Consider the following 23,101-nt stretch of genomic DNA (forward strand, 5'->3'; position numbering starts at 1 on the left):
CTGAGGCCGCCAGGGCGACGTTCACATCCGCTACAGGCTGTTGACGGCCTGGGAGACGCGCAGCACGGCGTCGGCGACGGCGGTCACCGTTCCGGCACCTGCCAGCAGGGCCGGTAGCAGGCTGCGGATGCCCTCCAGGTTGGGGCGTGGCTCGGCGGCGTATGCCGCAGCCGTGCTCGCCAACTGGGTCAGCCGTTCGGCCTCGCGAACCTCCGTCCGGTGCTTCGCGATCTCGTCGACCAGGGCAGCGACGAGCCCGGAAAGGTCCGAGCCCCGACTGAAATCGTTGCTCCGGTTGTGCACCTGAGCGTGGTCACCGAAGACGTTCGCCTCACCGTTGATGTCGCCGCTGAAGTTGAACTGACTCACTGACTCGTCCTTCCGGGTCACCCGCTGGCCGGGCCTGCGGGACATCAATCGATCAGTCCGTCTGGTCGTCGCGATCGACATTCGTCACGCGTCCGTGGCTTCCGAAGATGTTGCCCCGACCGGACACCTCTCCGATGTTGGTGATGTTGTTGATGATCCGCTGCTTTCCGGCGGCTATCTCGGACGTGTCGATGCCCTTGTCCGTCAGGAACGCCACCAGACAGTCGATCACTCCTCGCTGCATCCGCAACAGACAGTCGCGCACATCGGCGACTTCGAAATAGCTCTCGATGCTCGTGCTGGCCGCGAGTTCCCGGGCGCTGAAGGGCGCCCCGTAGTCGTAGCGTCGCCCCTCCTGGAGCGCCTCGTAGTGATGCTGCGTCCGTTCCTCGTGCGCCTCGGCCAGGTCGATGCCCCGGTCCGAGCGCAGGAACAGTTGGGCAAGGTAGGTGCGCCACGCCGCGAGGGCGAGGGCCGAGGTGGTCGAGCGCCCGTGAAGCGGGCTCAGATCCTCCCCGAACAGGCCGTAGAAGCCGGTGGCGGGCGCGGAGTCGCGACGGACGGGCGGCAGCACGAAGGCGGCGAACTCGCAGGACAGAATGCCCTGTCGAGGGTGTAGCGGGCGAAGAGGGTGACGACGATCTGGCCACCGACGAGGCTCTTCGCCAGACACACGTACGTTCTGGCCTGCTCCCCCGGCGCATCGCTGCCCAGATCAACCCAGGACGTTTCCAGCCGGGACGGCGGGCGTACCTCGTCGGGGTGGAACAACCCCTCACAGTCCGGCAGCACGTCCCCCCGCACGTAGATCCGCTTGGTGACCTCGATGTCGCTGAGCCCGAGCCGTGACCGGGCGAGCCGGATCAGATCGTCGTGCAGGTCGCGGATGGAGAAGGTCGCGGATGGCCGCGTACCGTCTCGGTTCTTTTCTCGGCCGCGACTGACCTCGATGGGTGGCAGGGCCCAGCGGCCGATCTCGGTGCCGCTGCCGACGAACGGGTTGTCCGCGGCAACCTCGAAGACGACCATGTTGGCGTCCTGCAGGGCGGCGAGCTCGTCCTCCAGCTCGGACTCGACCTCTGACGCCTGGGCGGCCAGCACCTTCTCCTCCGCCATCGTGTCGATCGCCGCCGCGCGGGTCTCCTGGAGGCTGAGGAAGGTGGTGCGCCACCCGACCCCGCACGCCACCGCGATGAGCGGCAGCGTGAGCAGCGCCGTCACCGGCCCGTCCCGCCAGAGAAGGAGGATGCCCAGCCCGACCAGACCGAGTAACGCATAACGCGTCATCGCGACCGCGTCGTACAGCTTCCGCCAATGGGTGTCGGCCGCTTGGGCGTGGCGCACCAGCGCGACCGTGTCCACCCCGAAAGAGGGACACCATGCCTTCGGGTTGTCGAGGCTGTACAGCAGCAACACCTGCGCCGCCAACGGCGGACGCAGGTGCATGGCGCAGCACATCTGCCGGCTGGCCAGGTCCTTCGGCACCGAGGGCAGCGTCGACCCTCCGCCGCTACGGCCGCTCAGTGGGTCGGCAACGCCTTTCGCACTGACACTTCTGGGAATGGACGGTGCCATGTCGAGACAGTAATTCCCGCACTGTCAATTCGCTGTCCTCGATCTTTCAGAGCCGGACCGCAGCGGGGATATTCCCGTCCAGGCCCACATCTGCAACGCGTGCCGGTCGATGAGGTCGATGTTGAGCTGTCGGGCCATCTGGATGCCGTCGCCGGCGGTGAAGAAACTGTTCGTCACGAGCAGGCAGATCTCGCCGCCGTGGATCACCCGGCAGGTGCCGGCGAACCGCTGGATCGCGGCGCTGCCCACCCGGTTGGTGACGCTCTGCCGCTTGCACTGCACCACGACCCGTCGGCCGTCGGGGGCTGCCGCGGTGACGTCGGCTCCCCGGTCACCGGAGCCGCCGCACACCCGCACGTCACGGAACCCGGAGGCGACCAGAAGCCGGGCGAACCACTGCTCGAACTCGGGGCCGCTCATCGTGTCGGTCACCGCTATCAACCGGTCCCGTTGGGCCTGGTGGGCCCGCTCGCGGGCCCGCTGCCTCGACACCACGACAACCACCGCGACCGCCGTCGCGACGATGACGCTCACCAGCAGCGCGGTCCAGTATGGATGGCGGCGCACGACATCGACGACCGCACGCAGGAGCACGAAGGCGACGACGGCACCCAGCGCGAGCAGCCAGCCGTTGGCCGACCCGCCGCCACCGGCCATGCGGCGGACCGTCGACCTGCGCCGAACACTGCTGGTGCGCCGCCGTCGGTAGTGCGCCCGAACTCGCGCGCCGCCCTTCCTGGTGTGTGACCTGACGTACGGCACGAGGCACCTCTCCGGTCGAGGAAGCCCCAGTGTGGCGGCCGCGTGCGACACAGCCGCTGTCGCTGCACCGCCGACGGCGTCGGCTCGCTCGGTGGTGGGATGAGCGCCAGCAGGCTCGGCCCGCCAGCGGCAGACCCTCGTCAGGTCCCCGTACCAGTTCGCCGTTACAGCCGCCCCCTGTGTACAACGCCCCTCCACGGCCCAGTTGTGCTAGCTCAGGTGATCGGTGGCAGTTCAGCAGGGCCGGCGTCGGCGTGTCGGGTCGCTGAGCTGCCAACGATCACGAGACGCCCGCTCAGGACGGGACGTCGCGGTGGCGGAAGGCGGCCACGCCGACGGCGAGCAGGGCCGCGGCCACCGCCGCCAGCACCACCAGGGGAAGCGCCGCCGGGTCGACAGCGGGCACGGCCGGCACATGGGTGTACGGCGAGACGTTGAGCGCGGCCTGCGGCAGCTCCAGCACCGCGCCGAGCTGCCCGAGGAGCAGGAAGACCAGCAGCGCCGTCCAGGACAGCACCACCGACCAGCGGGGCAGCAGCCCGAAGATCGTGGTCACCACCCCGGCGATCACCAGCAGGGCGGGCAGGCGCAGCAGCGCGGCACCGCCCAGCTCGACGGCCTGGCCGAGCGGGTCTCCGGTGACGATGCCGTACCCGAGGCCGGTGGTCACGCCGGCGAGGAGCAGCAGGACGATCGCGCCAAGTGTCGCGGCGAGCACCTGGGTGCCGAGCCAGCGGGTGCGACTGACCGCCGTGGCGAGGGCAGCCTCCAGCACCCCGTCGGCTTCGTCACCGCGGACGCGCAGCAGGGCCTGCACGACGTACGCGCCGATGGTCAGCGCGAAGAGCCCGAGCATCGCGGTCAGGTACGCGTTGATCAGGTCGTCTCCGCCGCCCATCGCGTTGATCGCCTCGGCGGCGGCCGGGTTCGCGTCGATCATGTCGTTGAACTCGTCGGCGGCGACGCCCATGGGGAGGCCGAGCGCGGCCACCCCGACCGCCCAGCCGAGCAGCGTGCCGCGCTGCGTCCGCCAGGCCAACCCGGCGGGGCTGAGCAGCCCTGGCGCACCGCTCGCTGGCCCGCGTCGGGGCGCGATCAACCCGGCGCCGAGGTCGCGGCGCTCGGCGAGGGCGTACGCCAGTGCCACCCCGGCGAGCAGCAGCGCGACGGGCAGCGCGAGGACCCACCAGCGTTCACCGTCGAAGGCTCGGACCTGGTTGCCCCAGCCGAGTGGGGAGATCCATGAGGGCCAGGCGCTGCGCACCCGGGTGCCGTCGGCGCTCTGCTCACCGAGGACGTCTCCGGCGGCGCGCAGCACGAAGGAGAGCCCGACGGTGGCGGCGGCGAGCGCGTTGGCGCCCCGGGCGGTGACGGACAGTTGGGCGGTGACGGCGGCGATCGCGGTGAAGGCGACCCCGACGCCGCCGATCGCGGCGGCTGCCGCGAGGGAACCGGCCAGCGACAGGCCGGCGCCGACCAGCGCGAGCGCGAGCAGCGCGGCGGCCAGGGCGTTCGCGGCGACGATGACGAGCAGCGCGGCGGTGAGTGGCGCGTACCGACCGACGACGTTCGCGCCGAGCAGTTCCGCCCGGCCGGTCTCCTCGTTCTGGCGGGTGTGCCGGGTCACCGCGAAGGTGCTCAGCAGCGCGACGATCAGGGCCAGCGTCACGTACGTCTCGGCGACCACCACGGCACCGAGGTTGGTGCCGTGGATGGGGCCGTTGAAGGCGCGGGCGACCAGACTGGACGCCGAGGTGGTGGCGTAGCCAAGCCGGGCCTCCTGGTCCGGGTAGATGCCGGCGACGCTGCCGGCGAGGGCGTAGCCGAGCAGGGGCGTGCCGAGGATCCAGATGGCGAGGCGGATCCGGTCGCGGCGCAGGACGAGCCGGGCCAGCCGGGTCGTGCCGGTGAGGGCGCTCACCGGACGCCGCCCCGTGGGGCGTCAGCCGGAGCATCGGCGTCCGAGACCTCGGCGGCGGAAGCGCCAGTGGCAGCGGCGTCGGCGGAAGCGCCGGTGGCTGCGGCTGCGGGGTCGTCGCCGTAGTGGCGGAGGAAGAGCTGTTCCAGGGTGGGCGGTGTGCTGGTCAGCGCGCGGACGCCGAAGCGGATGAGCTGGCCGAGCAGCGCGTCGAGGTGGGTGGGCTCGACCTCCAGGTGGGTGCGGCCGTCGACCTCGTGCACGTCGTGCACGCCGGGCAGCGCGTCCAGGCCGGTGACCGGGCGGGCGGTCTCGACGGTCACCGCGGTGCGGGTGAGGTGGCGCAGCTCGGTGAGGGTGCCGGATTCGACGGTGCGGCCCTCGCGGATGATGCTGACCCGGTCGCAGAGCGCCTCGACCTCGGCGAGCACGTGGCTGGAGAGCAGCACTGTGGCGCCGGCCTGCTTGACCCGCCGGACCTCGTCCTGGAACACCGTCTCCATGAGGGGGTCGAGGCCGGAGGTCGGCTCGTCGAGCACGTACAGCTCCACGTTGGAGGCGAAGGCGGCGACGATGGCGACCTTCTGCCTGTTGCCCTTGGAGTACGTGCGGCAGCGGCGGGTCGGGTCGAGGTCGAAGCGGTGCAGCAGCTCGTCGCGGCGCTGCCGGTCCAGGCCGCCGCGCAGCTTACCGAGCAGGTCGATGGCTTCCCCGCCGGTGAGGTTGGGCCAGAGGTTGACGTCGCCGGGCACGTACGCCAGCCGGCGGTGCAGGCGGACCGCGTCGCGCCACGGATCGGCGCCGAGCACCTGGGCGTCACCGGAGTCGCGACGGAGCAGCCCGAGCAGGATTCGGATGGTGGTGGACTTTCCGGAGCCGTTGGGCCCGAGGAAGCCGTGCACCTCCCCCTGCTCGACCCGCAGATCCAGCCCGTCGAGTGCCCGGATGGCGCCGAACGTCTTGACCAGGTTGCCGATCGAGATGACGGGCATCGCCCCTCCTGCCGTTGGCTGCGTCGACCGATCTCACTGTACTGACCAACGGTCAGCCGAATCAACGGTGATCGTGCCCACCGGTCAGGACGTCGCTAGGCTGGCCGGCATGACCGCCGATCCCGCGGACGACACCCGCACCCGGATCCTGCGTGCCGCGCTCGACCTGTTCGCCGAACACGGCTACCAGCGCACCTCGCTGCGCCAGATCGGCGAGCGGCTGCGGCTGACCAAGACCGCGGTCCTGTACCACTTCCCGGCCAAGGAACACCTGCTCGCCGCCCTGGTGGAGCCGTTGGTGGCGGACCTGGAGGCGCTGCTCGACTCGGCCCAGACCCAGCCCATCGACCAGGCCCGGTGGACGGTGCTGGAGGGCTGGGTGGACATCATGCTCGCCCATCGCCGGCCACTCGGCATGCTCTTCCACGACATCGCGCTGGTCGGCCGGGGCGACACGTACCACCGCCTGATAGTGATCGCGATGCGGGCCAACGACCTCATCGCCGGACCGGACGCCGGGCGTCGGGAGCGGGTCCGGGCGGTGCAGGCGGTCGCGGCGTGCAGTGATCCGATCGTCTTCTTCACCGACGTGTCCGACGAGGTGCTGCGCGCCGACATGCTCGACGGCGTACGCCGGTTGCTGGCCCCGCTGCCCGCTGACGCCGAAGCGCCGTTGCCCGCGGACGCGGCGGCCGGGCCGTACGCGGACGCCGCGGCCTGGCGGCACGCGACCACGACGGTCCCGGCGTCGGCGCGCGAAAGCCCGGCGCCCGGGATCGCGCGGGACGCCACCCCGCGAAACACGAGTGCGGCGACGACTCCGGGCGCGGTCGGTGCGGCGGCGCACCGGCGTCGGCGGCCGGGACGACCTCCCGCGCTGGGCCGGGAGCAGGTCGAGGCGGCCCGGCGGATGCACGCGGCGGGCACCCATTCGGTGGACGCCATCGCCGCCGCGCTGGGGGTCTCCCGGGCCACCGTCTACCGGCACCTGACCGCGCCATAACGAGACAGTTATAAGACTGTTTCGAGACGGTTGTGATTCGGCGTTCAGGCGGCGAGGGTGGCGTAGCGGCCGTTGCGGTCCAGCAGGCTGTCGTGGGTGCCGGCCTCGACGATCCGACCGTGATCGAGCACAGCGATCTGGTCGGCGTCGCGGACCGTGGAGAGCCGGTGCGCGATGGTGATCGTGGTGCGCCCCTGGGCGAGCACGTCGAAGGCCCGCTGCACGGCGCGCTCGGTCTCGGTGTCCAGCGCGCTGGTGGCCTCGTCGAGGACCAGGATGCGCGGGTCGCGCAGCAGCGTCCGGGCGATCGCTAGGCGCTGCTTCTCGCCGCCGGAGAACCGGTGCCCCCGTGAGCCGACCACTGTGTCGTACCCGTCGGGCAGACCGGCGATCAGGTCGTGAATCTGGGCGGCGCGGGCGGCGTCCTCGATCTCGGGGTCGGTGGCCGCCGGCCGGGCGTAGCGCAGGTTCTCCCGGACGGTGGTGTGCAGCAGGTACGTCTCCTGGCTGACCACGCCGACGATCGCGGCCAGGTCGGCCAGGCGCAGGTCGCGCAGGTCGACGCCGTCGACGGTGATCCGGCCGGCGGTCGGGTCGTGCAGCCGGCTGACCAGCCCGGCGAGGGTGCTCTTGCCGGAGCCGGTCTCGCCGACCAGGGCGAGGCTGGTGCCGGCGGGCACGTCGAGGGTGATGCCGGCGAGGGCGGCGGTGTCGCTGCCCGGGTAGCCGAAGGTGACGTCCTCCAGGCGCAGGTGGCCGCGGACCCGGGCCGGGTCGAGGCGGACCGGCTCGGCGGGGTCGGCCACGTCGACCGGCAGGTCCAGGTATTCGAAGATCCGGGCGAAGAGCGCCAGCGACGCGGTGAGCGAGACGCCCACGTTGAGCAGGCCCATCAGCGGTCGGAACAGGCCACCCTGCAGGGCCGTGAAGGCGACCAGGGTGCCGATGCTCAGCGTGCCGGCGGTGCCGGGCAGCCCGGCGGCGAGGTAGATGACCGCCGGTACGGCGGCGAAGATGATGCTCATCGAGGCCATCCGCCAGCGGCCGGCCAGCTCACTGCGTAGCTCCAGGTCGACCAGGCGGGCCGAGGAGGCGGTGAAGCGGTCGATCAGCGCGGGGCCGGTGCCGAGTGTCTTGGCCAGTTGTACGCCACTGATCGAGAGCCCCTCCTCCACAGTGACGTTGAGGTCGGCGAGTTCGCGTTGCCGTTGGGCGGTGATCTCGCGGCGCATCCGGGCGACCCGACGGGTCAGCCAGATGGCCGGCGGCAGCACCACGAGCGAGACCAGGGAGAGCTGCCAGGAGAGCGCGACCATGGCGACAGCTGTGGCGACCACTGTGGTGAGGTTGGCGGCGACGGCGGTGGCGGTGGAGGTGACCACCGACTGCATGCCGCCGATGTCGTTGGTGATCCGGGACTGCACCTCGCCGGTGCGGGTGCGGGTGAAGAAGCCGAGCGACTGGCGCTGGAGGTGGCTGAAGACGTCGGTGCGCAGCCGGTGCATGACCCGCTGGCCGACCTGGGTGGAGATCCAGGTCTGCACGACGCCGAGGGCGGAGGTCACCGCCGCGACGGCGACCATGCCGAGGACCAGCCAGACCAGCAGTGTCACGTCGCCCTGCGGCAGGGCCCGGTCGATCACGGCACGCAGCAGGAACGGGGTGGCCATCGCGATGATCGAGGAGACCACGATGATCGCGGTGACGGCGGCCAGCGCGGGCCGGTGGGGGGTGAACAGGCGGCCGATGCGGCGCAGCGACACCTGACGGGCCTGCGTCTTCTCTTCGGCGCTGAGGGTGCGGTGGCCGCGGTCGCGGCCCATCGGGGTGGGTTCCAAGGGGGCACTACCCTTCGTCGGCAATATTGCTGAGGTTACCTCATCATGAGGGAGCAACCATATATCCTGCTACCGTATTCCGGTGATCGAGCACACCGTCGACAGCGCCGACGACGAGAGCCTGGCGGAGACGTTCTGGGCGGTGGCGTCCCGTCTGCGTCGGCAGACCCGGGACTCACTGGCGCCCTGGGACGTCACCCCCAGCCAGTCCCGGGCCCTCGGCGTGCTGGCCCGGCACGGCGAGGTACGCCCCGGCACCCTCGCCGAGCACCTGCGCATCGCGCCCCGCTCGGCGACCGAGGTCGTCGACGACCTCCAGACCCGGGGGTTGGTCGAACGCCGACCCGACCCGGCCGACCGTCGGGCGACCCTTGTCGCGCTCACCGAGGAGGGCGACCGGGTCAGCACCGCCATCCGGGCCGCGCGCCGGGCCGAGGCCGACCGCTTCTTCGGCCACCTCAACGACACCGACCGCGCCGAACTGGCCCGCATCCTGCGCACCCTGCTCGACTGAGCCGGACGCGCGGGATCACCTGCGCGTTTGCCCGCCCGATGCTCGGGTAGCCAGCGGCCCCGTTCCCACCGCGGGCCCCGCCACCACCAGTCGGGGAGACCTGACAGGAGGGCCATGTCTGCCCTGAACCAGCACCGCCTCGCCTGATGTGCGGGATCAGCGGGGAGGCGCGATTCGACGGCCGCTCGCCCGACGCGGCGGCGGTCACCCGGATGACCGAGGCGATGCGTTCACGCGGGCCGGACGGCGAGGGCCTGTTCGCCGACGGCTGGGTGACCCTGGGGCACCGCCGGCTGACGATCATCGACCTGTCCGACGCGGGCGGGCAGCCGATGGTCCGCGACGACCTGGGCCTGGCGTTGGTCTTCAACGGTTGCATCTACAACTACCCGGAGCTGCGCGAGGAGCTACAGAACGCCGGGTACACCTTCCACTCCACCAGCGACACCGAGGTGATCCTGGTGGCGTACGCGCACTGGGGTGAGCGTTTCGTCGACCACCTGGTCGGCATGTTCGCGATCGGGTTGGTCGACCGGGTCCGGCGGCGGCTGATCCTGGCCCGCGACCGGCTCGGCATCAAACCGCTCTACCTCGCCGAGGCGCCGGGGCGGCTGCGGTTCGCCTCCACCCTACCCGCGCTGCTGGCCGCCGGCGACGTCGACACCGGCATCGATCCGGTGGCGTTGCACCACTACCTGTCCTGGCACTCCATCGTGCCCGCGCCGCGCACCGTGCTGCGCGGCGTGCGCAAGCTGCCGCCGGCCACCCTGCGGGTGATCGAGGCGGACGGGCGCAGCCGCGAGGAGGTCTACTGGCGGCCCGACTACGTGCGGGAGCCGGCCGACGCGGGGATGGACGCCGCCGACTGGCGGGCCGCGATCGGCGACGCGCTGCGCGCGGCGGTACGCCGACGGCTGGTCGCCGACGTGCCGGTGGGGGTGCTGCTCTCCGGCGGACTGGACTCCAGCCTCATCGTGGCGCTGCTCGCCGAGGCCGGTCAGCAGCACCTGCGGACGTTCAGCATCGGCTTCGACAGCCGCGACGGCGAGTCTGGCGACGAGTTCCACTTCTCGGACCTGGTGGCCCGGGCGTACGACACCGACCACCACAGGATCCGACTGGCCGACGACGACCTGGTGCCCGCCGTCCGACGGGCCGTGCTGGCGATGACCGAGCCGATGGGCAGCCACGACGTGGTCGCCTTCCACCTGCTCTCCGAGCAGGTGGCGCAACACGTGAAGGTGGCCCAGTCGGGGCAGGGTGCCGACGAGGTGTTCGCCGGCTACGGCTACCACCAGCCACTGGTCGAGGCGCCCCGGCACGGCGCGGCCGAGACGTTCGCCGCCGCGTTCTTCGACCGCGGCCACGACGAGCTGCGCCGCATCGTCGGCCCGGCGTACGCGCTGGAGCACGACGCCAGCCGGGACCTGCTCACCGGGCACCTCGCCGCGCCCGGGGCGCAGACCGCGCTGGACGCCGTGCTGCGCCTGGACACCCACCTGATGCTTCCCGACGACCCGGTCAAGCGGGTGGACAGCATGAGCATGGCGTGGGGTCTGGAGGTGCGTACGCCCTTCCTCGACCAGGACCTGGTCACCCTGGCCGCGCACTGCCCGCCGGAGCACAAGGTCAGTCAGGGTGGCAAGGGCGTCCTGAAGGAGGTCGCCCGTGAGGTGCTGCCCGCCGAGGTGATCGACAGGCCCAAGGGCTACTTCCCGGTGCCGGCGCTGCGCAACGTGGACGGCCCGGTGCGCGAGCTGGTTGCCGAGGCGTTGCAGGCGCCGGCCGCGCGCGAGCGGGGGCTGTTCCGCCCGGAGTACGTGGCACATCTGCTGGCCGAGCCGGACCGGGCGGAGGCCGCGGCCGGCAGCAACAAGCTGTGGCAACTCGGCCTGCTGGAGCTGTGGCTACAGACCCACGACATCCGCTGACCCCGGTGGGCAGTGGCGGCGGTCAGCCGGCGGCGGTACGGGCCACCAGGTCGTCGAGGACCACGTGCAGGTCCCCAGCGCGCTCCAGCACCCGCCGCTGCCGGGTGGCGCCGGTGCCGTCGCGACGCAGCCGGGCGAGCTGCGCCAACACGTACCCGAGGTCGCCGTGGCGCAGCAGCGCCGGGGCGATCACCGCCATCAGCTCGTCGACGAGCGCCCAGGCGGGGCGGGTGCCGCCGGCACGCAGATCGATCAGCTCGCCGTCGAGACCGTCGTGGGCGGCCCGCCAGTGCGCCGCGGCGACCAGGCAGTCCCGGACGTTCGGGGCGTTCACCCCGGCGCGCACGTCGTCGGCGAGGGTGGCCACGAGGGATCGGACCAGCGCGGCGACAAGCACCGCGTCGTCCACCTCCGTGCAGACGTCACCGACCCGCACCTCAACGGTCGGGTAGGTCGACGACGGCCGGGCGTACCAGTAGACCATCGCCGCGTCGAGCATGATGCCGGCGGCGATCAGCTCGTCGACGGTGCTGTCGTAGTCGGCGACGGAGTCGAAGTGCGGCGTCGGACCGATACTGGGCCAGCGTTCCAACTGCATCGAGCGCCAACTGGCGTGCCCGGTGTCGTACCCGTCGTGCAGCGGCGAGTTGGTGGTGATCGCCTGCACCACCGGCAGCCACACCCGCAGGTGGTTGCAGACCTGCACTGCCCGTTCCCGGTCGGGCAGCCCGACGTGCACGTGGCAGCCGCACACCGCCGGGTCGTGCGCCACCGGCCCGTACCGGCGCGACATGGCGTGGTAGCGCGGTTCGTCGGGGACCGTCCGGTGCGGTTCGGCCACCGGGGTGGCGCCGACCGCCACCAGTCGGGCGCCGGCCGCCGTGGCGGCCTCGACGGCGGAGCGACGCAGCGTCACCAGGTGCGCGCGTAGCTCGGTGAGGTCGGCGCAGACCGGGGTGACCATCTCCACCATGCTGTGCCGGAACTCCTGCCGGCTCTGCTCCCGGGCGGGGCCGCGCAACGCGCCGCGTACCTGGTCGGCGACCGGCAGGTTCCGGCCGCTGTCCGGGTCGAGCAGCAGGAACTCCTCCTCCACACCGAGTGTGAGGATGGACAGGTCGGGCGCGGTGTCGACGGCGGTCTGTCGGTACGCCATGGCCCCTCCCCATCCCCTGCTGCGGCGGTGCCTCGGGTTCCCGACCGCCCCTGCGGCAAACGCGCCCTCAGGCCGTCGCCAGGGCCGTCGCGCGTGCGGTGAGAAAGGCCCGTTCGGCCGCGTTGTCCGTCAGGGCGACGGCCGTCCGGTACGCCTCGACGGCCTCCCCGCCCCGACCGAGCCGAGCCAGCAGGTCGGCGCGGACCACGTGGTAGACGTGGAAGCCGACCAGGTCGAGGCGGTCCACCTCGGTCAGCGCCGCCGCCGCACCGGCCACCTCGGCGAGCGCGACGGCCCGGTTCAGCGCCACCACCGGGCTGGGGGCGACCACGCTCAGCTGGTCGTACAGCTGAAGGATCTGGGCCCAGTCGGTGTCGGCGGCGCTTTTCGCGACGCTGTGCACGGCGGCGATCGCGGCCTGGATCTGGTACGGGCCGGGCCGGTCGCGGCGCAGGCAGCGGCGGACCAGCGCCTGGCCCTCGGCGATCAGGGCGCTGTCCCACCGGCGCCGGTCCTGCTCGGCCAGCGGCACCAGGTCGCCGACGGTGGTGGTCCGCGCCGCCCGGCGGGCTTCGGTCAGGAGCATCAGGGCGAGCAGGCCGAGCGCTTCGGCCTCGTCCGGCATCAGCTCCACCAGCAGCCTGGTCAACCGGATCGCCTCGGCGCACAGCTCGGCGCGGACCAGGTGCGGGCCGGCGCTCGCCGTGTACCCCTCGTTGAAGATCAGGTAGAGCACCGCGAGGACGCCGTGCAGCCGGTCGGGCAGGTCGGCGTCGCGGGGCACCCGGTACGGGATCCCCGCGTTGCGGATCTTCGACTTGGCGCGGACCAGCCGCTGCGCCATCGTCGGCTCCGGCACCAGGAAGGCTCGGGCGATCTCGGCGGTGCTCAAACCACCGAGCAGCCGCAGGGTGAGGGCGACCCGGGCGCTCGGGGCGAGCGCCGGATGGCAGCAGGTGAAGATCAGACGTAACCGGTCGTCGCGCACCGGTCCCTCCTGCTCAGGTGGGTCGGCGGCGTAGAGCAGGGCCGCCTGGGCGTGCCGGTCGGCCCGCGACGCCTCCCGCCGCAGCCGGTCGATGGCCCGGTTGCGGGCGGTGGTGATGATCCAACCGGCCGGGCTGGGCGGCGGGCCGCTGCACGGCCAGCGCCGCACCGCGATGACGAAGGCATCCTGGACGGCCTCCTCGGCGAGGTCGATGTCGCCGAGGAGGCGGACCAGGACGGCGACAGCGCGGCCGTACTCCGCGCGGAACACCGCCTCCACGTCGGGCACTGTCAGTCGCCGGCCCCGCCGTGGAAGGGGCGCACCTCGATCGGCAGGGTGGTGGCCAGCGCGTAGCGGCGACCCCAGCGCAGGGCGGCGTCCAGGTCCGGCACGTCGATGATGGTGATGCCGCCGAGGTATTCCTTGCCCTCCACGAACGGTCCGTCGGTGATGAGCACCTCGCCGTCGCGGGGCCGCAGCACTGTGGCGGTCTCCGGGCCGTGCAGGCCCTGCCCGAAGACCCACGACCCGGTGGACGCCAACTCGTCGCGCAGCTCGCCGAGCTGACGCATCACGTCGGCCAGGAACTCCGGCTCCGGCGGCAGCTCACCCTGCGGCTGGTGGATGCTGAGCAGGTAGAGCGTCATGGTTCCTCCTCACGGGCGGCCGGCCCGTCACCGACCTCTCATCCTCCACACGATCGGCCGCCGCCCGAATCGACAGGCCGGCGGAAATTTCTCGGCGTGCGACCCGGCCTCGGTGTTGGCGTGCCCTTTGCTCTGCACCCACGGAGGCGACGGTGGCCAGGCCCGGGTGGTGCGACGAGAAGGACGCTGGACGAGGACGTGCTCGCCTTCCTGCGCGACGACCGGGAATTCGCGCGGTCGGTCGATCACCGGGCGCTTAGGCACCGGACCCGGGTGATCAGCGCATCCGGCCCACCGGTGCCTCCGCGCACATCCACCACCATCAGCTCGACCTTGGCCCCTTCGGAGAGCGGAGCCAGGCAGACGGGTGTTCCTTCGTGGTGGGTCTGACCGGCGTAGTCGACCCACTCCACCGGGCCCAGTTGATAGCCATGGCCGCCGTCGTCGGCCTTGTTCGCCGACGGTTGCCGCCCATCGGGCCGGACCACGAACGCGTTGGCGTCGGCGTTGACCGCTACGACGGTGCCCGTGACCGCGTGCGGTACCCCCCAGCGGGGCGTCAACACTGAGTAACAGGCGAGGACCCCGAGTGCGGCGCCGGTCAAGCCGGCGACGGCGACCGGTAACCACGGTCGTGCCGACAGGCGCGAGGCGGACGGACGCGGATCCTGGTGAAGGGTCGTCGCCACATCGAGGACTGTATCCCGTGTCTGGTTTTGTGGCGGTACCCGTGGGGTCGGACAGCATGGCATCTGAGACGGAGCCGGTAGCCATGCCTGCGACGGTTGTGGGTAGACCCGGGGTGTGACCGACGGCTTGCGGGTTGTCGTGGTCGGCGCCGGCTTCTCCGGGCTCGCCGCCGCGCTGGCGCTCAGCCGTGCCGGCGCCCAGGTGCGATTGCTTGAGGCCCGCGACCGGGTGGGCGGTCGGGTGCTGACCCGATGGCTGCCCGAGCTCACGCAACTCGACCTGGGGGCCCAGTGGATCGGTCCGACCCAGGACCGGATGTACGCCCTGGTCGCCGAGCACGGGCTGGCCACCTTCGCCTCGGCGTCGGTCGGCGCGCCCACACTGCTCTGGGCCGGTGCGCCCCGGGCCGAGCCGCCGGCACAGGTGGGCCGGGTGCTCGGCCTGCTCGACGAATACGCCGCACGACTGGACCCGGCCGAACCCTGGGCGACGCCGGAGGCCGCATCGTGGGACCGGACGACCGTCGGTGGGTGGCTCGCCGCCACGGCCGGGGACGACGTCACCGCCGACTACCTGGGGCGGGTGCTCGCCGGCGGGCTGCTGGCCACCGGCGTGGACGAGCTGTCCCTGTTGCACCTGCTGTTCTACCTGCGCAGCGCCGGCGGGACCGGGCCGTTGCTGGGGATGGCCGGCGGCGCGCAGCAGGACCGGATCGTGGGCGGGCCGGCGGCGCTGGCCGAACGGATGGCCACCGCCCTGCCGCCGGGCGCGCTGACGCTGGCCGCGCCGGTGCGGGGCATCGAACAGACAGTCGACGGGGCGACGGCGTGGACCGACACCGGGCGCGTCGACGGCGACGCGGTGGTGGTCGCGCTGGCACCGGCGCTGGCCGGCCGGATCCGGTACGACCCGCCGCTGCCCCCGCTGCGAGACGGGCTCACCCAGCGCATGCCGATGGGTTCGGCGCTGAAGGTGCACGCCGTCTACCCGGAACCGTTCTGGCGTGCCGACGGGCGCTCCGGCGTGGCCACCACCAGCACAGGTCCGCTCACCGAGACTGTCGACAACTCCACCCCGACCTCACCGATCGGGGTGCTGACCGGGTTCAGCTACTCCACTGACGCCGCCACGCTGCGCGGCATGTCCCCCGCGCGGCGTCGCCAATGCCTGCTGGAAGCGTTCGCCAGTGTGGTCGGGCCGCGAGCCGGGGACCCGGTGGATCTCATCGAGTACGACTGGTCGGCCGACGAGTGGACCCGGGGCTGCTTCTCCGGTGCGCTCACCCCGGGCACGTGGCGGACGTACGGTCCGCACCTGCGGACGCCGGTGGGGCGGGTGTACTGGGCGGGCACCGAGACGGCCACCCGCTGGAGTGGCTACCTGGAGGGGGCGGTGCGCGCCGGTGAACGGGCGGCGGCCGAGGTGCTGGCCGGCTGAGCGGCACGACCGCAGCCGGCCCGGTCTCGGCGGGACCGGGCCGGCCACGGCCCTGGGTGCCACCCGGCCGACCGGTCACAGAGGACCGGCCGGCGCGGGCGCCCCGGTCAGGGGTAGGTGGTCAGGTACACCGTCTGGTTGGCCGCGTTCGCGGTGCCACCGGCGTTGTTGATCACCCGGTTGATGGTGCCGACACCGCCGAGCGAGACGGTCACCATGTTCGTGAAGCGCACGTTCGGGTTGGTGGGCACCTCGAAGGACCGTTCCTCCACCACCGCTGGGTTGACGTTGAAGTAGCTGTAGCTGCCCAGCCCGAACGCCTGGTGACTGGTCACGGAATCGGCGACCTTGTACGCGGCGTAGCCCCGGGTCGACCCGTTCATCCAGGCCGCCTGGTTCGGCACGTCGTAGGGCAGTTCGTTCTGGTAGAAGTACGTACGCCCGCCGTTGCCGTTCCAGATGGTCTGGTACTTCTGGTAGTGCTCGACGAAGAGGCCGTACATGGTGACGTTGTCGCCGTTGACGGTGAGCCCGGTGTCGGCGGTGTTCAGCGTCCACCCGGTCGGTACGCCGCTGGCGGCGTGGTCGGCCCGCCACAGCCACATGTGGTCACCGATCACGTTGTCGCTGTTGACGGTCAGCGTGTTGGTGGCCCTGCCGACGTGCGGCCCGCCGATGCGGAAGAACACGTCGTGCAGCGAGGTCGGGTTCGAGGCGTGGCTCGCGGACGAGCCGGACGGCCCGACCTCCATCAGCACCGGCGAGTTCGTCGTGCCGGCCTCGAACATGATGCCGGCCACCTTCACGCCGTCCACATCGGCCACCCGCATGCCCACCGTGCCGTTGTCGGCCTGGATGGTGGCCAGGCCGAGGCCGAGGATCACCGTGTCGGCCCGGTTGACCTGGATCGGCTCGGTGATCCGGTGCACGCCCGGGGTGAGGAGCAGGTGCTTGCCCTGGGCGAGGGCGGTGTTGATGGTGGCGGCGCTGGTGCCGGGCTGGACGACGAAGAACTGCGACAGCGACAGTGACGAGCCGGCCGGGGTCTTGTTGTACCAGCTGGTGCCGGTGGAGTTGGTGCGCAGCGCGGGCACGAAGACCCGGTACTCACCGCTTCCGGTCACGTAGAGGAACGGCTTCTCCCGTACCTGCGGGGTCTGCGGGATCACCGTGTGCGACGGGTTGGGGAAGCTGGGCGCGGGAGCGCCGTTGACGCCCTGGAAAACCATGTTCCAGACCGAGCCGGTCCAGCCGTTGCCGAACTCGCTGTTGCGGGAGTACCACTGCTGCTGCGAGCCGGAGACGACCAGGCCGTCGATGCGGGTGTCGGCCAGCAGGCCACCGCTGGACCAGCCGTCGCCACCATTCCAGAGCTGGATCTGGTTCTGCGCGCCGCGCAGGTGCATCCGCCGGTACGGCGCCGCCTGGGACACCGCCCAGCGCTCCACGGTCTGCCCGGCGGGCAGGGTCACCGACAGGTTCTCGGCGGCCCGCCAGAAGTTCTGGGTGGCGTTGCCGCCGAACCAGAACGCCTCGGCACGCACGTGGCCGTTGAGGTTGACGTCGTCGGGGCTCATGCCGAGGCCGGCGACCTGGGTGAAGAAGCCGAGGTTGACGTCGGCGGTGTAGGTGCCGGGCTTGAATAGCACCGCGTAGCGCTGCGGGCCGAACTGGTTGGTCTCCTGCTGGGTGAAGAGGGTGTTCAGTCGACTCTGGATGGTCGACGTCGGGGTGCTCGGGTCGAAGACGAAGGTGTTCGACCCGAGGTTCGGGTTGTACGGGTCGGTGGGCGTCACCGGGGGCTCGTTGGTGCCGCCGCTCTCGCCGTAGACCTGGAACTCCCAGAGCGAGTAGCCGTAGCCGGTACCCCGGGCGGTGCCGTACATGCGGACGTAGCGGCCGGCGCCGGAGACGGTGAGGTTCTGGGTGCCGCCGGTGCTGGTGGTGGTCGAGTAGATCGTGGTCCAGGTGGACCCGTTGTCGGAGGTCTGGAGCTGGAAGGCCCGGCCGTAGGCGCCCTCCCAGAGCAGGTTGACCTGGGTGATGGTGGCGCGGGCGCCGAGGTCGACCTGGAGCCACTGCGGGTCGCTGAACGCGCTGGACCAACGGCTGCCGGTGTTGCCGTCGACAGCGGCGGCGGCGGGGGTTCCGCCGTTCTCGGTGGACGAGGCGGTGGCCGTACGGCCCTGGGACAGCAGGACGGGGGCGGCCTGCGCGGGTGCGGTGACTCCAGTCGGCGTAAGCGTCGCGGCCAGGGCCACGGTGAGCCCGACGAGCAGGTGGCGCACGACCCGGGGACGCGGGCGTACGGATGTAGCACGAGATGTCATGACATCGCCTGTCGATAGGGGGTTACGGGTTGCCGCACGGATGGGATGGGACTCGCCCGTGACGCCGTGGATGGTGCCGCCGACGCGGTGCCGCGGGGAGGAGAGCGCTCTCGTAGGAGTGTTGCGGCGAGATTGCGGCGGCGTCAAGACATCGATCTATAACTTCGTTATTTATCCCGAGGATTCTTTTTGGGTAATTTGCCGTCGGCCTGCGGAGTCGTGCCCCGTCAGCGTCGGACGCCACCCTCGGTGAGGAAGCGGGCGATCGGGAGGGTCGCCGCGCCCAACGCCACCGCATCCACCCCGAGCCGGCACAGCTCGATCGACGCCTGCTCGTACGGCTGGCGCAGCGCCTGCCGACCGGCGGCCTCCCGCACGGCCGGCAGCAGGTCGCCGAGGGCCATCGCCGCCCAGCCGCCGAGCACCACGCGCTCCGGGTTGAACAGGTTGATCAGGTTGGCCACCCCGGCGCCGAGGTAGCCGGCGGTGTCCGCCAGCACCCGTCGCGCGGTAGCCGAGGTCTCGGCGGCGGCGACCAGCGCGGCGATCTGGGACTCCTCGTCCTCGCCCGGCACCGGTCGACCCCGGCGTGCCTCCCGGTAGCGGTCGATGATCGCCTCCGCCCCCACGTACGCCTCCAGGCAACCGCGCGCGCCGCACCGGCAGACCCGGCCGCCGTACACCAGCGTGGTGTGCCCCCACTCCCCCGCGCTGCTGGACGCGCCCCGGTAGGTGGCGCCGTTGGTCACCACCGACGCGCCCACCCCGGAGCCGACGAGCGCGAAAACGGCGTGCCGGGCGCCCCGGCCGGCGCCGAACCACATCTCGGCCTGGCCCAGGGTCTTCGCGCCGTTGTCGATGTGCAGTGGCAGGTCGGTGCCGGCGCCGATCAGACGCTCCAGCGGCACCCGGTCCCAGCCGAGGGCCTGGGCGTGCACGACGGCCTCGGTGCCCTGCTCGACCACGCCGGAGACGCCGATGCCGACGCCGAGCACGTCACCGGGGGCCACCCCGGCCTGGCCGGTGACCGCGTCGATGCCGGCCAGCACGCGCCCGGCCACCAGGTCGGGCTCGGTGCGGGCCGGGTCGAGCGGGTACTCGACGCTGGCCAGCAGGGTCATCGCGAAGTCGAACAGCTCCACCCGGACCCGGGTCTCGCCGACGTCCACGCCGACCACGAAGGCGAAGCGGGGCGCCATCCGCAGCAGCATGCTGGGCCGGCCGCCGTCGGACTCGGCGGCGCCGGCCTCGACGACCAGCCCTTCGTCGATCATGTCGGCGACCACGTTGCTGACCGCGGGTTGGCTCAGCCCGGTGCTGCGCACCAGGTCCTGGCGGGTGAGCGGGCCGTCCAGGAAGAGCTTGGTCAGCAGGGCGGACCGGTTGCGCAACCGCACGCTGCGGTTGGTGGCACGCGCCAGCTCCACTCGTCACCTCGTTCCCGTCGGCCGTTCGAGGCGACTGTAACCGCCTCGTGCTTGACGACCCACCTGCCAGCAACTTTAATGACGACATAAATTAAGCCGTGATGTAACTCCCGGGAAACGCCGACGGACCCCGACGGCGCACCCCCGAACCCTGTCCGCAGCCGGCCCCCGTCGCCCGACCCCTATCGGTGACGAAGGTCGGCGGACCCCCACCACGCACCGGAAGGGCTGACCCGTGTCGAGACGACACCTCGGGATATTCACCGCCGCCGTACTGGCGGCCGCCTCGCTGACCGCCTGCGGAGGCTCCGGCGACGACTCCGCCTCGTCGCCCAAGACACTCACCTACTGGGCCAGCAACCAGGGCGCCAGCCTGGAGGCCGACAAGACCACCCTCCAGCCGGAGTTGGACAAGTTCGAGAAGCAGACCGGCATCAAGGTCACCGTGGAGGTGGTCCCCTGGTCGGATCTGCTCAACCGCCTGCTGGCCGCCGCCGCCTCCGGCAAGGGCCCGGACGTTGTCAACATCGGCAACACCTGGTCGGCGTCGTTGCAGGCCACCGGCGCGCTGGTCGAGTTCGACGACGCCGCCCTGCAGGCCGTCGGCGGCAAGGACCGGATCGTGCCCGCCGCGCTCGCCGCCGCCGGCGCCCCCGGCAAGCCACCGGCCGCCGTGCCGCTCTACAGCATGGCGTACAGCCTGTACTACAACAAGAAGTCGTTCGCCGACGCCGGCATCACCGCGCCGCCGACCACCTGGGAACAGCTCGCCGAGTACGGCAAGAAGCTGAGCACCGGCGGCAAGTGGGGCCTGGCGATCGAGGGGGCCAACCCGTCGGAGAACGCCCACCACGCCTTCACCTTCAGTCAGCAGTACGGCGGCGAGTGGTTCGACTCGGCCGGCAAGCCGACCTTCGACACCCCGCAGAACGTCTCGGCGATCAAGCGGTACATCGACTTCATGGCCGCCGACAAGATCACCAACCCGAGCAACGCGGAGTACGCGCAGAACCAGTCGGTCTCCGACTTCGCCAACGGCAAGGCCGCCATGCTGCTCTGGCAGTCCGCCGGGTCGAACCTGAAGACGCAGAACATGCCCGCCGACGCGTACGGGGTGGCCCCGGTGCCGTTCCTGGCCAGCCCGCCGGCCGGCGGCAAGAAGGTCAACAGCATGGTCGCCGGGATCAACATGGCGGTCTTCAAGCACACCAAGAACAAGGACGGCGCGCTGAGCTTCGTGAAGTTCATGACCAGCGACGAGGAGCAGACGATCCTCAACAAGACGTACGGCTCGCTGCCGGCGGTGAAGACCGCCGCCTCCGACCCCGCGTTCAGCGCCACGGAGCAGAAGACCATCCAGGAAACCCTCGTCACCACCGCGGCCCCGCTGCCGCAGGTGCCCGATGAGAGCACCTTCGAGACCCTGGTCGGCACCGCGATGAAGGAGTTGTTCGCCGACGCGGCCAGCGGCAAGCCGGTCACCGAGGAGTCGGTGAAGGCCAAGTTGACCGACGCGCAGCAGAAGATGCGCTGACCCAGGCGTCACCGGTGGCCGTGGTCGGGCGCTGAGCCCGGCCACGGCCACCGCCTCCGAGAGGACCCCGATGGCAACCAGCACCACCGCGCCGGACGCCGACCGGCGCGAACCCCGGGCCGGGTCGCCGGCCCGGGGGCCGGCCCGCCGGCCCCGCGGCCCCCGCCGCTCGCTCCTGCCGTACCTGCTGCTCGCACCGGCCGTCGTGCTGGAACTCGCCATCCACGTCATCCCCATGGTGGTCGGGGTCTGGATGAGCCTGCTGGAGCTGACCCAGTTCCACATTCGCGACTGGTCCACCGCGCCCTTCATCGGGCTGGAGAACTACCGGGCGACGCTCGACCTGAACAGCGCCGCCGGCAAGGAACTGCTGCACTCGTTCTGGGTCACCCTGGCCTACAGCCTGCTCTCGGTCGGCTTCGCCTGGCTGCTCGGCATCTCGGCGGCTGTCGTCCTGCAACGGCCGTTCCGTGGACGGGCGATCCTGCGGGCGCTGTTCCTCACCCCGTACGCGCTGCCGGTCTACGCGGCCGTGATCACCTGGAGCTTCCTGCTGCAACGCGACACCGGCCTGGTCAACCACGTGCTCGTGGACCAGCTCGGGCTGATGAACGAACGGCCGTTCTGGTTGATCGGCGACAACAGCTTCTGGTCGCTGCTGGTGGTGTCGGTCTGGCGTAACTGGCCGTTCGCGTTCCTGTGCCTCATGGCCGGGTTGCAGAACGTGCCCGGTGAGCTGTACGAGGCCGCCGCTATCGACGGCGCCGGGTTCTGGCGCCGGCTGCGCTCGGTCACCCTGCCGATGCTGCGGCCGGTCAACCTGGTGCTGCTGCTGGTGCTGTTCCTGTGGACGTTCAACGACTTCAACACCCCGTTCGTGCTGTTCGGCGGTTCCGCGCCCGAGCAGGCCGACCTGATCTCCATCCACATCTACCGCAGCTCCTTCAAGACCTGGGACTTCGGCTCCGGGTCGGCCATGTCCGTGGCGCTGCTGCTGTTCCTGCTTGTCGTCTCGGCCGTGTACCTGCTGATCACCAACCGTCGGAGGGATGACCATGCGTGAGACAGCCGGTGAGCGCTGGGGTCGGCGCATCGTGCTGACCCTGCTCGCCCTCTTCGTCGTCATCCCGCTCTACGTCATGGTCACCTCGGCGGCGAAGCCGTTGCAGGACGTGCAGAACGGCTTCACCTGGTGGCCCAGCCGGCCCACCCTGCAACCGTTCGTCGACATGTGGAGCACCGTGCCGCTGGCCCGGTACCTGGTGAACAGCCTGGTGGTGTCGAGCATCGCGGCGGTCTGCTCGGTGGCGGTGGCCATCTTCGCCGCGTTCGCGGTGAGCCGGTACCGGTTCCGCGGTCGGGGTGTCTTCACGGTGACCGTGCTGTCCACGCAGATGTTCCCCGGCATCCTGTTCCTGCTGCCGCTGTTCCTCATCTACGTCAACCTGGGCAACGCCACCGGCATCGAGCTGTACGCCAGCCGCACCGGCCTGGTCATCACGTACCTGACCTTCTCGCTGCCGTTCTCGATCTGGATGCTGGTCGGCTACTTCGACTCGATCCCCCGGGGTCTGGACGAGGCGGCGCAGGTCGACGGCGCAGGTCCGCTGCGCACCCTGTTCCAGGTCATCCTGCCGGCCGCCGTGCCCGGCGTCGTCGCGGTCACCGTGTACGCGTTCATGACCGCGTGGGGTGAGGTGCTCTTCGCGTCGGTGATGACCGACGAGGGCAGCCGCACCCTGGCCGTCGGCCTCCAGGGCTACTCCACCCAGTTCAACGTCTACTGGAACCAGATCATGGCCGCCTCGCTGGTGGTCAGCATCCCGGTCGTCGTCGGGTTCCTGGCCCTGCAGCGCTACTTCGTCGCCGGCCTCACCGCCGGTGCTGTCAAGTGAGCGCGGACTCGCTGGTGTTGATCGAGTGCGGGCGACGGGTGGCGAGGTCGCCACGGATCAGCCGGGCCAGGTCCTTCTTGCTGCCGATCAACCGT

The 23,101-nt window shown here is 71.3% G+C and carries 20 protein-coding genes; 7 read left to right on the forward strand and 13 right to left on the reverse strand.

The genetic code is table 11. The annotated features are described in order from the left end of the window. Window positions 1-30: 30 nt before the first annotated feature. From AB0B98_RS31595 to AB0B98_RS31620, 6 genes are all read right to left on the reverse strand, one after another. Window positions 31-369 (reverse strand): hypothetical protein, encoded by a 339-nt coding sequence (locus AB0B98_RS31595; RefSeq protein WP_357367378.1) that lies wholly within the window; start codon window positions 367-369, stop codon window positions 31-33. 52 nt (window positions 370-421) lie between these two features. Next, complete coding sequence (locus tag AB0B98_RS31600; protein WP_357367380.1) at window positions 422-943, reverse strand: hypothetical protein; 522 nt, start codon at window positions 941-943, stop codon at window positions 422-424. Beyond that, window positions 874-1,854, reverse strand: a complete 981-nt coding sequence (locus AB0B98_RS31605; protein WP_357367382.1) for a hypothetical protein — start codon at window positions 1,852-1,854, stop codon at window positions 874-876. The genes AB0B98_RS31600 and AB0B98_RS31605 overlap by 70 nt, the downstream gene beginning before the upstream one ends. 114 nt (window positions 1,855-1,968) lie before the next feature. After that, entirely contained in the window at window positions 1,969-2,601 is a 633-nt protein-coding gene (locus tag AB0B98_RS31610; RefSeq protein WP_357367384.1) for a restriction endonuclease, read from the reverse strand. 400 nt (window positions 2,602-3,001) lie between these two features. After that, entirely contained in the window at window positions 3,002-4,627 is a 1,626-nt protein-coding gene (locus AB0B98_RS31615; protein ID WP_357367385.1) for an anibiotic ABC transporter, read from the reverse strand. Further along, entirely contained in the window at window positions 4,624-5,616 is a 993-nt protein-coding gene (locus AB0B98_RS31620; protein WP_357367387.1) for an ABC transporter ATP-binding protein, read from the reverse strand. The genes AB0B98_RS31615 and AB0B98_RS31620 overlap by 4 nt, the downstream gene beginning before the upstream one ends. A gap of 109 nt (window positions 5,617-5,725) precedes the next feature. Here AB0B98_RS31620 and AB0B98_RS31625 point away from each other — a divergent pair, with 109 nt between their 5' ends. Next, on the forward strand, window positions 5,726-6,619 hold the full coding sequence (locus AB0B98_RS31625) for a TetR family transcriptional regulator (RefSeq protein ID WP_357367389.1): 894 nt from the start codon (window positions 5,726-5,728) through the stop codon (window positions 6,617-6,619). 44 nt (window positions 6,620-6,663) lie between these two features. Here AB0B98_RS31625 and AB0B98_RS31630 read toward each other — a convergent pair whose 3' ends face one another. Next, a complete protein-coding gene (locus AB0B98_RS31630; RefSeq protein WP_357367391.1) occupies window positions 6,664-8,442 on the reverse strand; it encodes an ABC transporter ATP-binding protein in 1,779 nt (592 codons plus the stop codon). Window positions 8,443-8,539: 97 nt separating this feature from the next. On the opposite strand from AB0B98_RS31630, the gene AB0B98_RS31635 reads away from it, so the two are divergent. Together AB0B98_RS31635 and AB0B98_RS31640 are read left to right on the forward strand one after the other, a co-directional pair. Further along, entirely contained in the window at window positions 8,540-8,971 is a 432-nt protein-coding gene (locus tag AB0B98_RS31635; protein WP_238670608.1) for a MarR family winged helix-turn-helix transcriptional regulator, read from the forward strand. 146 nt (window positions 8,972-9,117) lie between these two features. Further along, on the forward strand, window positions 9,118-10,902 hold the full coding sequence (locus AB0B98_RS31640) for an N-acetylglutaminylglutamine amidotransferase (RefSeq protein WP_357367393.1): 1,785 nt from the start codon (window positions 9,118-9,120) through the stop codon (window positions 10,900-10,902). A gap of 22 nt (window positions 10,903-10,924) precedes the next feature. On the opposite strand, the gene AB0B98_RS31645 is transcribed toward AB0B98_RS31640, so the two are convergent. From AB0B98_RS31645 to AB0B98_RS31660, 4 genes are all read right to left on the reverse strand, one after another. Continuing rightward, window positions 10,925-12,058, reverse strand: a complete 1,134-nt coding sequence (locus tag AB0B98_RS31645) for a glutamate--cysteine ligase (protein ID WP_357367395.1) — start codon at window positions 12,056-12,058, stop codon at window positions 10,925-10,927. A 67-nt stretch (window positions 12,059-12,125) separates the two neighbouring features. Further along, window positions 12,126-13,334 (reverse strand): RNA polymerase sigma factor, encoded by a 1,209-nt coding sequence (locus AB0B98_RS31650; RefSeq protein WP_357367397.1) that lies wholly within the window; start codon window positions 13,332-13,334, stop codon window positions 12,126-12,128. 2 nt (window positions 13,335-13,336) lie between these two features. Further along, a complete protein-coding gene (locus tag AB0B98_RS31655; RefSeq protein ID WP_357367399.1) occupies window positions 13,337-13,693 on the reverse strand; it encodes a YciI family protein in 357 nt (118 codons plus the stop codon). Between the two features lie 245 nt (window positions 13,694-13,938). Beyond that, entirely contained in the window at window positions 13,939-14,382 is a 444-nt protein-coding gene (locus AB0B98_RS31660; protein WP_357367401.1) for a hypothetical protein, read from the reverse strand. A gap of 115 nt (window positions 14,383-14,497) precedes the next feature. Between AB0B98_RS31660 and AB0B98_RS31665 the strand changes: the two genes are divergently transcribed. Further along, a complete protein-coding gene (locus tag AB0B98_RS31665; RefSeq protein WP_357367403.1) occupies window positions 14,498-15,820 on the forward strand; it encodes an FAD-dependent oxidoreductase in 1,323 nt (440 codons plus the stop codon). Between the two features lie 107 nt (window positions 15,821-15,927). Here AB0B98_RS31665 and AB0B98_RS31670 read toward each other — a convergent pair whose 3' ends face one another. Both AB0B98_RS31670 and AB0B98_RS31675 read right to left on the reverse strand, forming a co-directional pair. Next, window positions 15,928-18,150 carry a discoidin domain-containing protein gene (locus AB0B98_RS31670; RefSeq protein WP_357367405.1) on the reverse strand — a complete coding sequence of 741 codons (2,223 nt, stop codon included), beginning with the start codon at window positions 18,148-18,150 and terminating at the stop codon, window positions 15,928-15,930. A 227-nt stretch (window positions 18,151-18,377) separates the two neighbouring features. Then, the gene (locus tag AB0B98_RS31675; RefSeq protein ID WP_357282912.1) at window positions 18,378-19,577 is read right to left on the reverse strand and encodes an ROK family transcriptional regulator; all 1,200 of its coding nucleotides are present in this window, start codon (window positions 19,575-19,577) and stop codon (window positions 18,378-18,380) included. A 235-nt stretch (window positions 19,578-19,812) separates the two neighbouring features. Here AB0B98_RS31675 and AB0B98_RS31680 point away from each other — a divergent pair, with 235 nt between their 5' ends. From AB0B98_RS31680 to AB0B98_RS31690, 3 genes are all read left to right on the forward strand, one after another. Continuing rightward, window positions 19,813-21,111, forward strand: coding sequence for a sugar ABC transporter substrate-binding protein (locus AB0B98_RS31680; RefSeq protein WP_238670599.1), 1,299 nt, complete (start codon window positions 19,813-19,815; stop codon window positions 21,109-21,111). 70 nt (window positions 21,112-21,181) lie between these two features. After that, on the forward strand, window positions 21,182-22,174 hold the full coding sequence (locus AB0B98_RS31685; protein ID WP_238670598.1) for a sugar ABC transporter permease: 993 nt from the start codon (window positions 21,182-21,184) through the stop codon (window positions 22,172-22,174). Continuing rightward, the gene (locus AB0B98_RS31690) at window positions 22,167-23,006 is read left to right on the forward strand and encodes a carbohydrate ABC transporter permease (RefSeq protein WP_238670597.1); all 840 of its coding nucleotides are present in this window, start codon (window positions 22,167-22,169) and stop codon (window positions 23,004-23,006) included. Before AB0B98_RS31685 ends, AB0B98_RS31690 begins: the two co-directional genes overlap by 8 nt. Window positions 23,007-23,101: the final 95 nt, after the last annotated feature.

It is taken from the genome of Micromonospora sp. NPDC048947, assembly GCF_040649495.1.
Lineage (GTDB): Bacteria > Actinomycetota > Actinomycetes > Mycobacteriales > Micromonosporaceae > Micromonospora > Micromonospora alfalfae.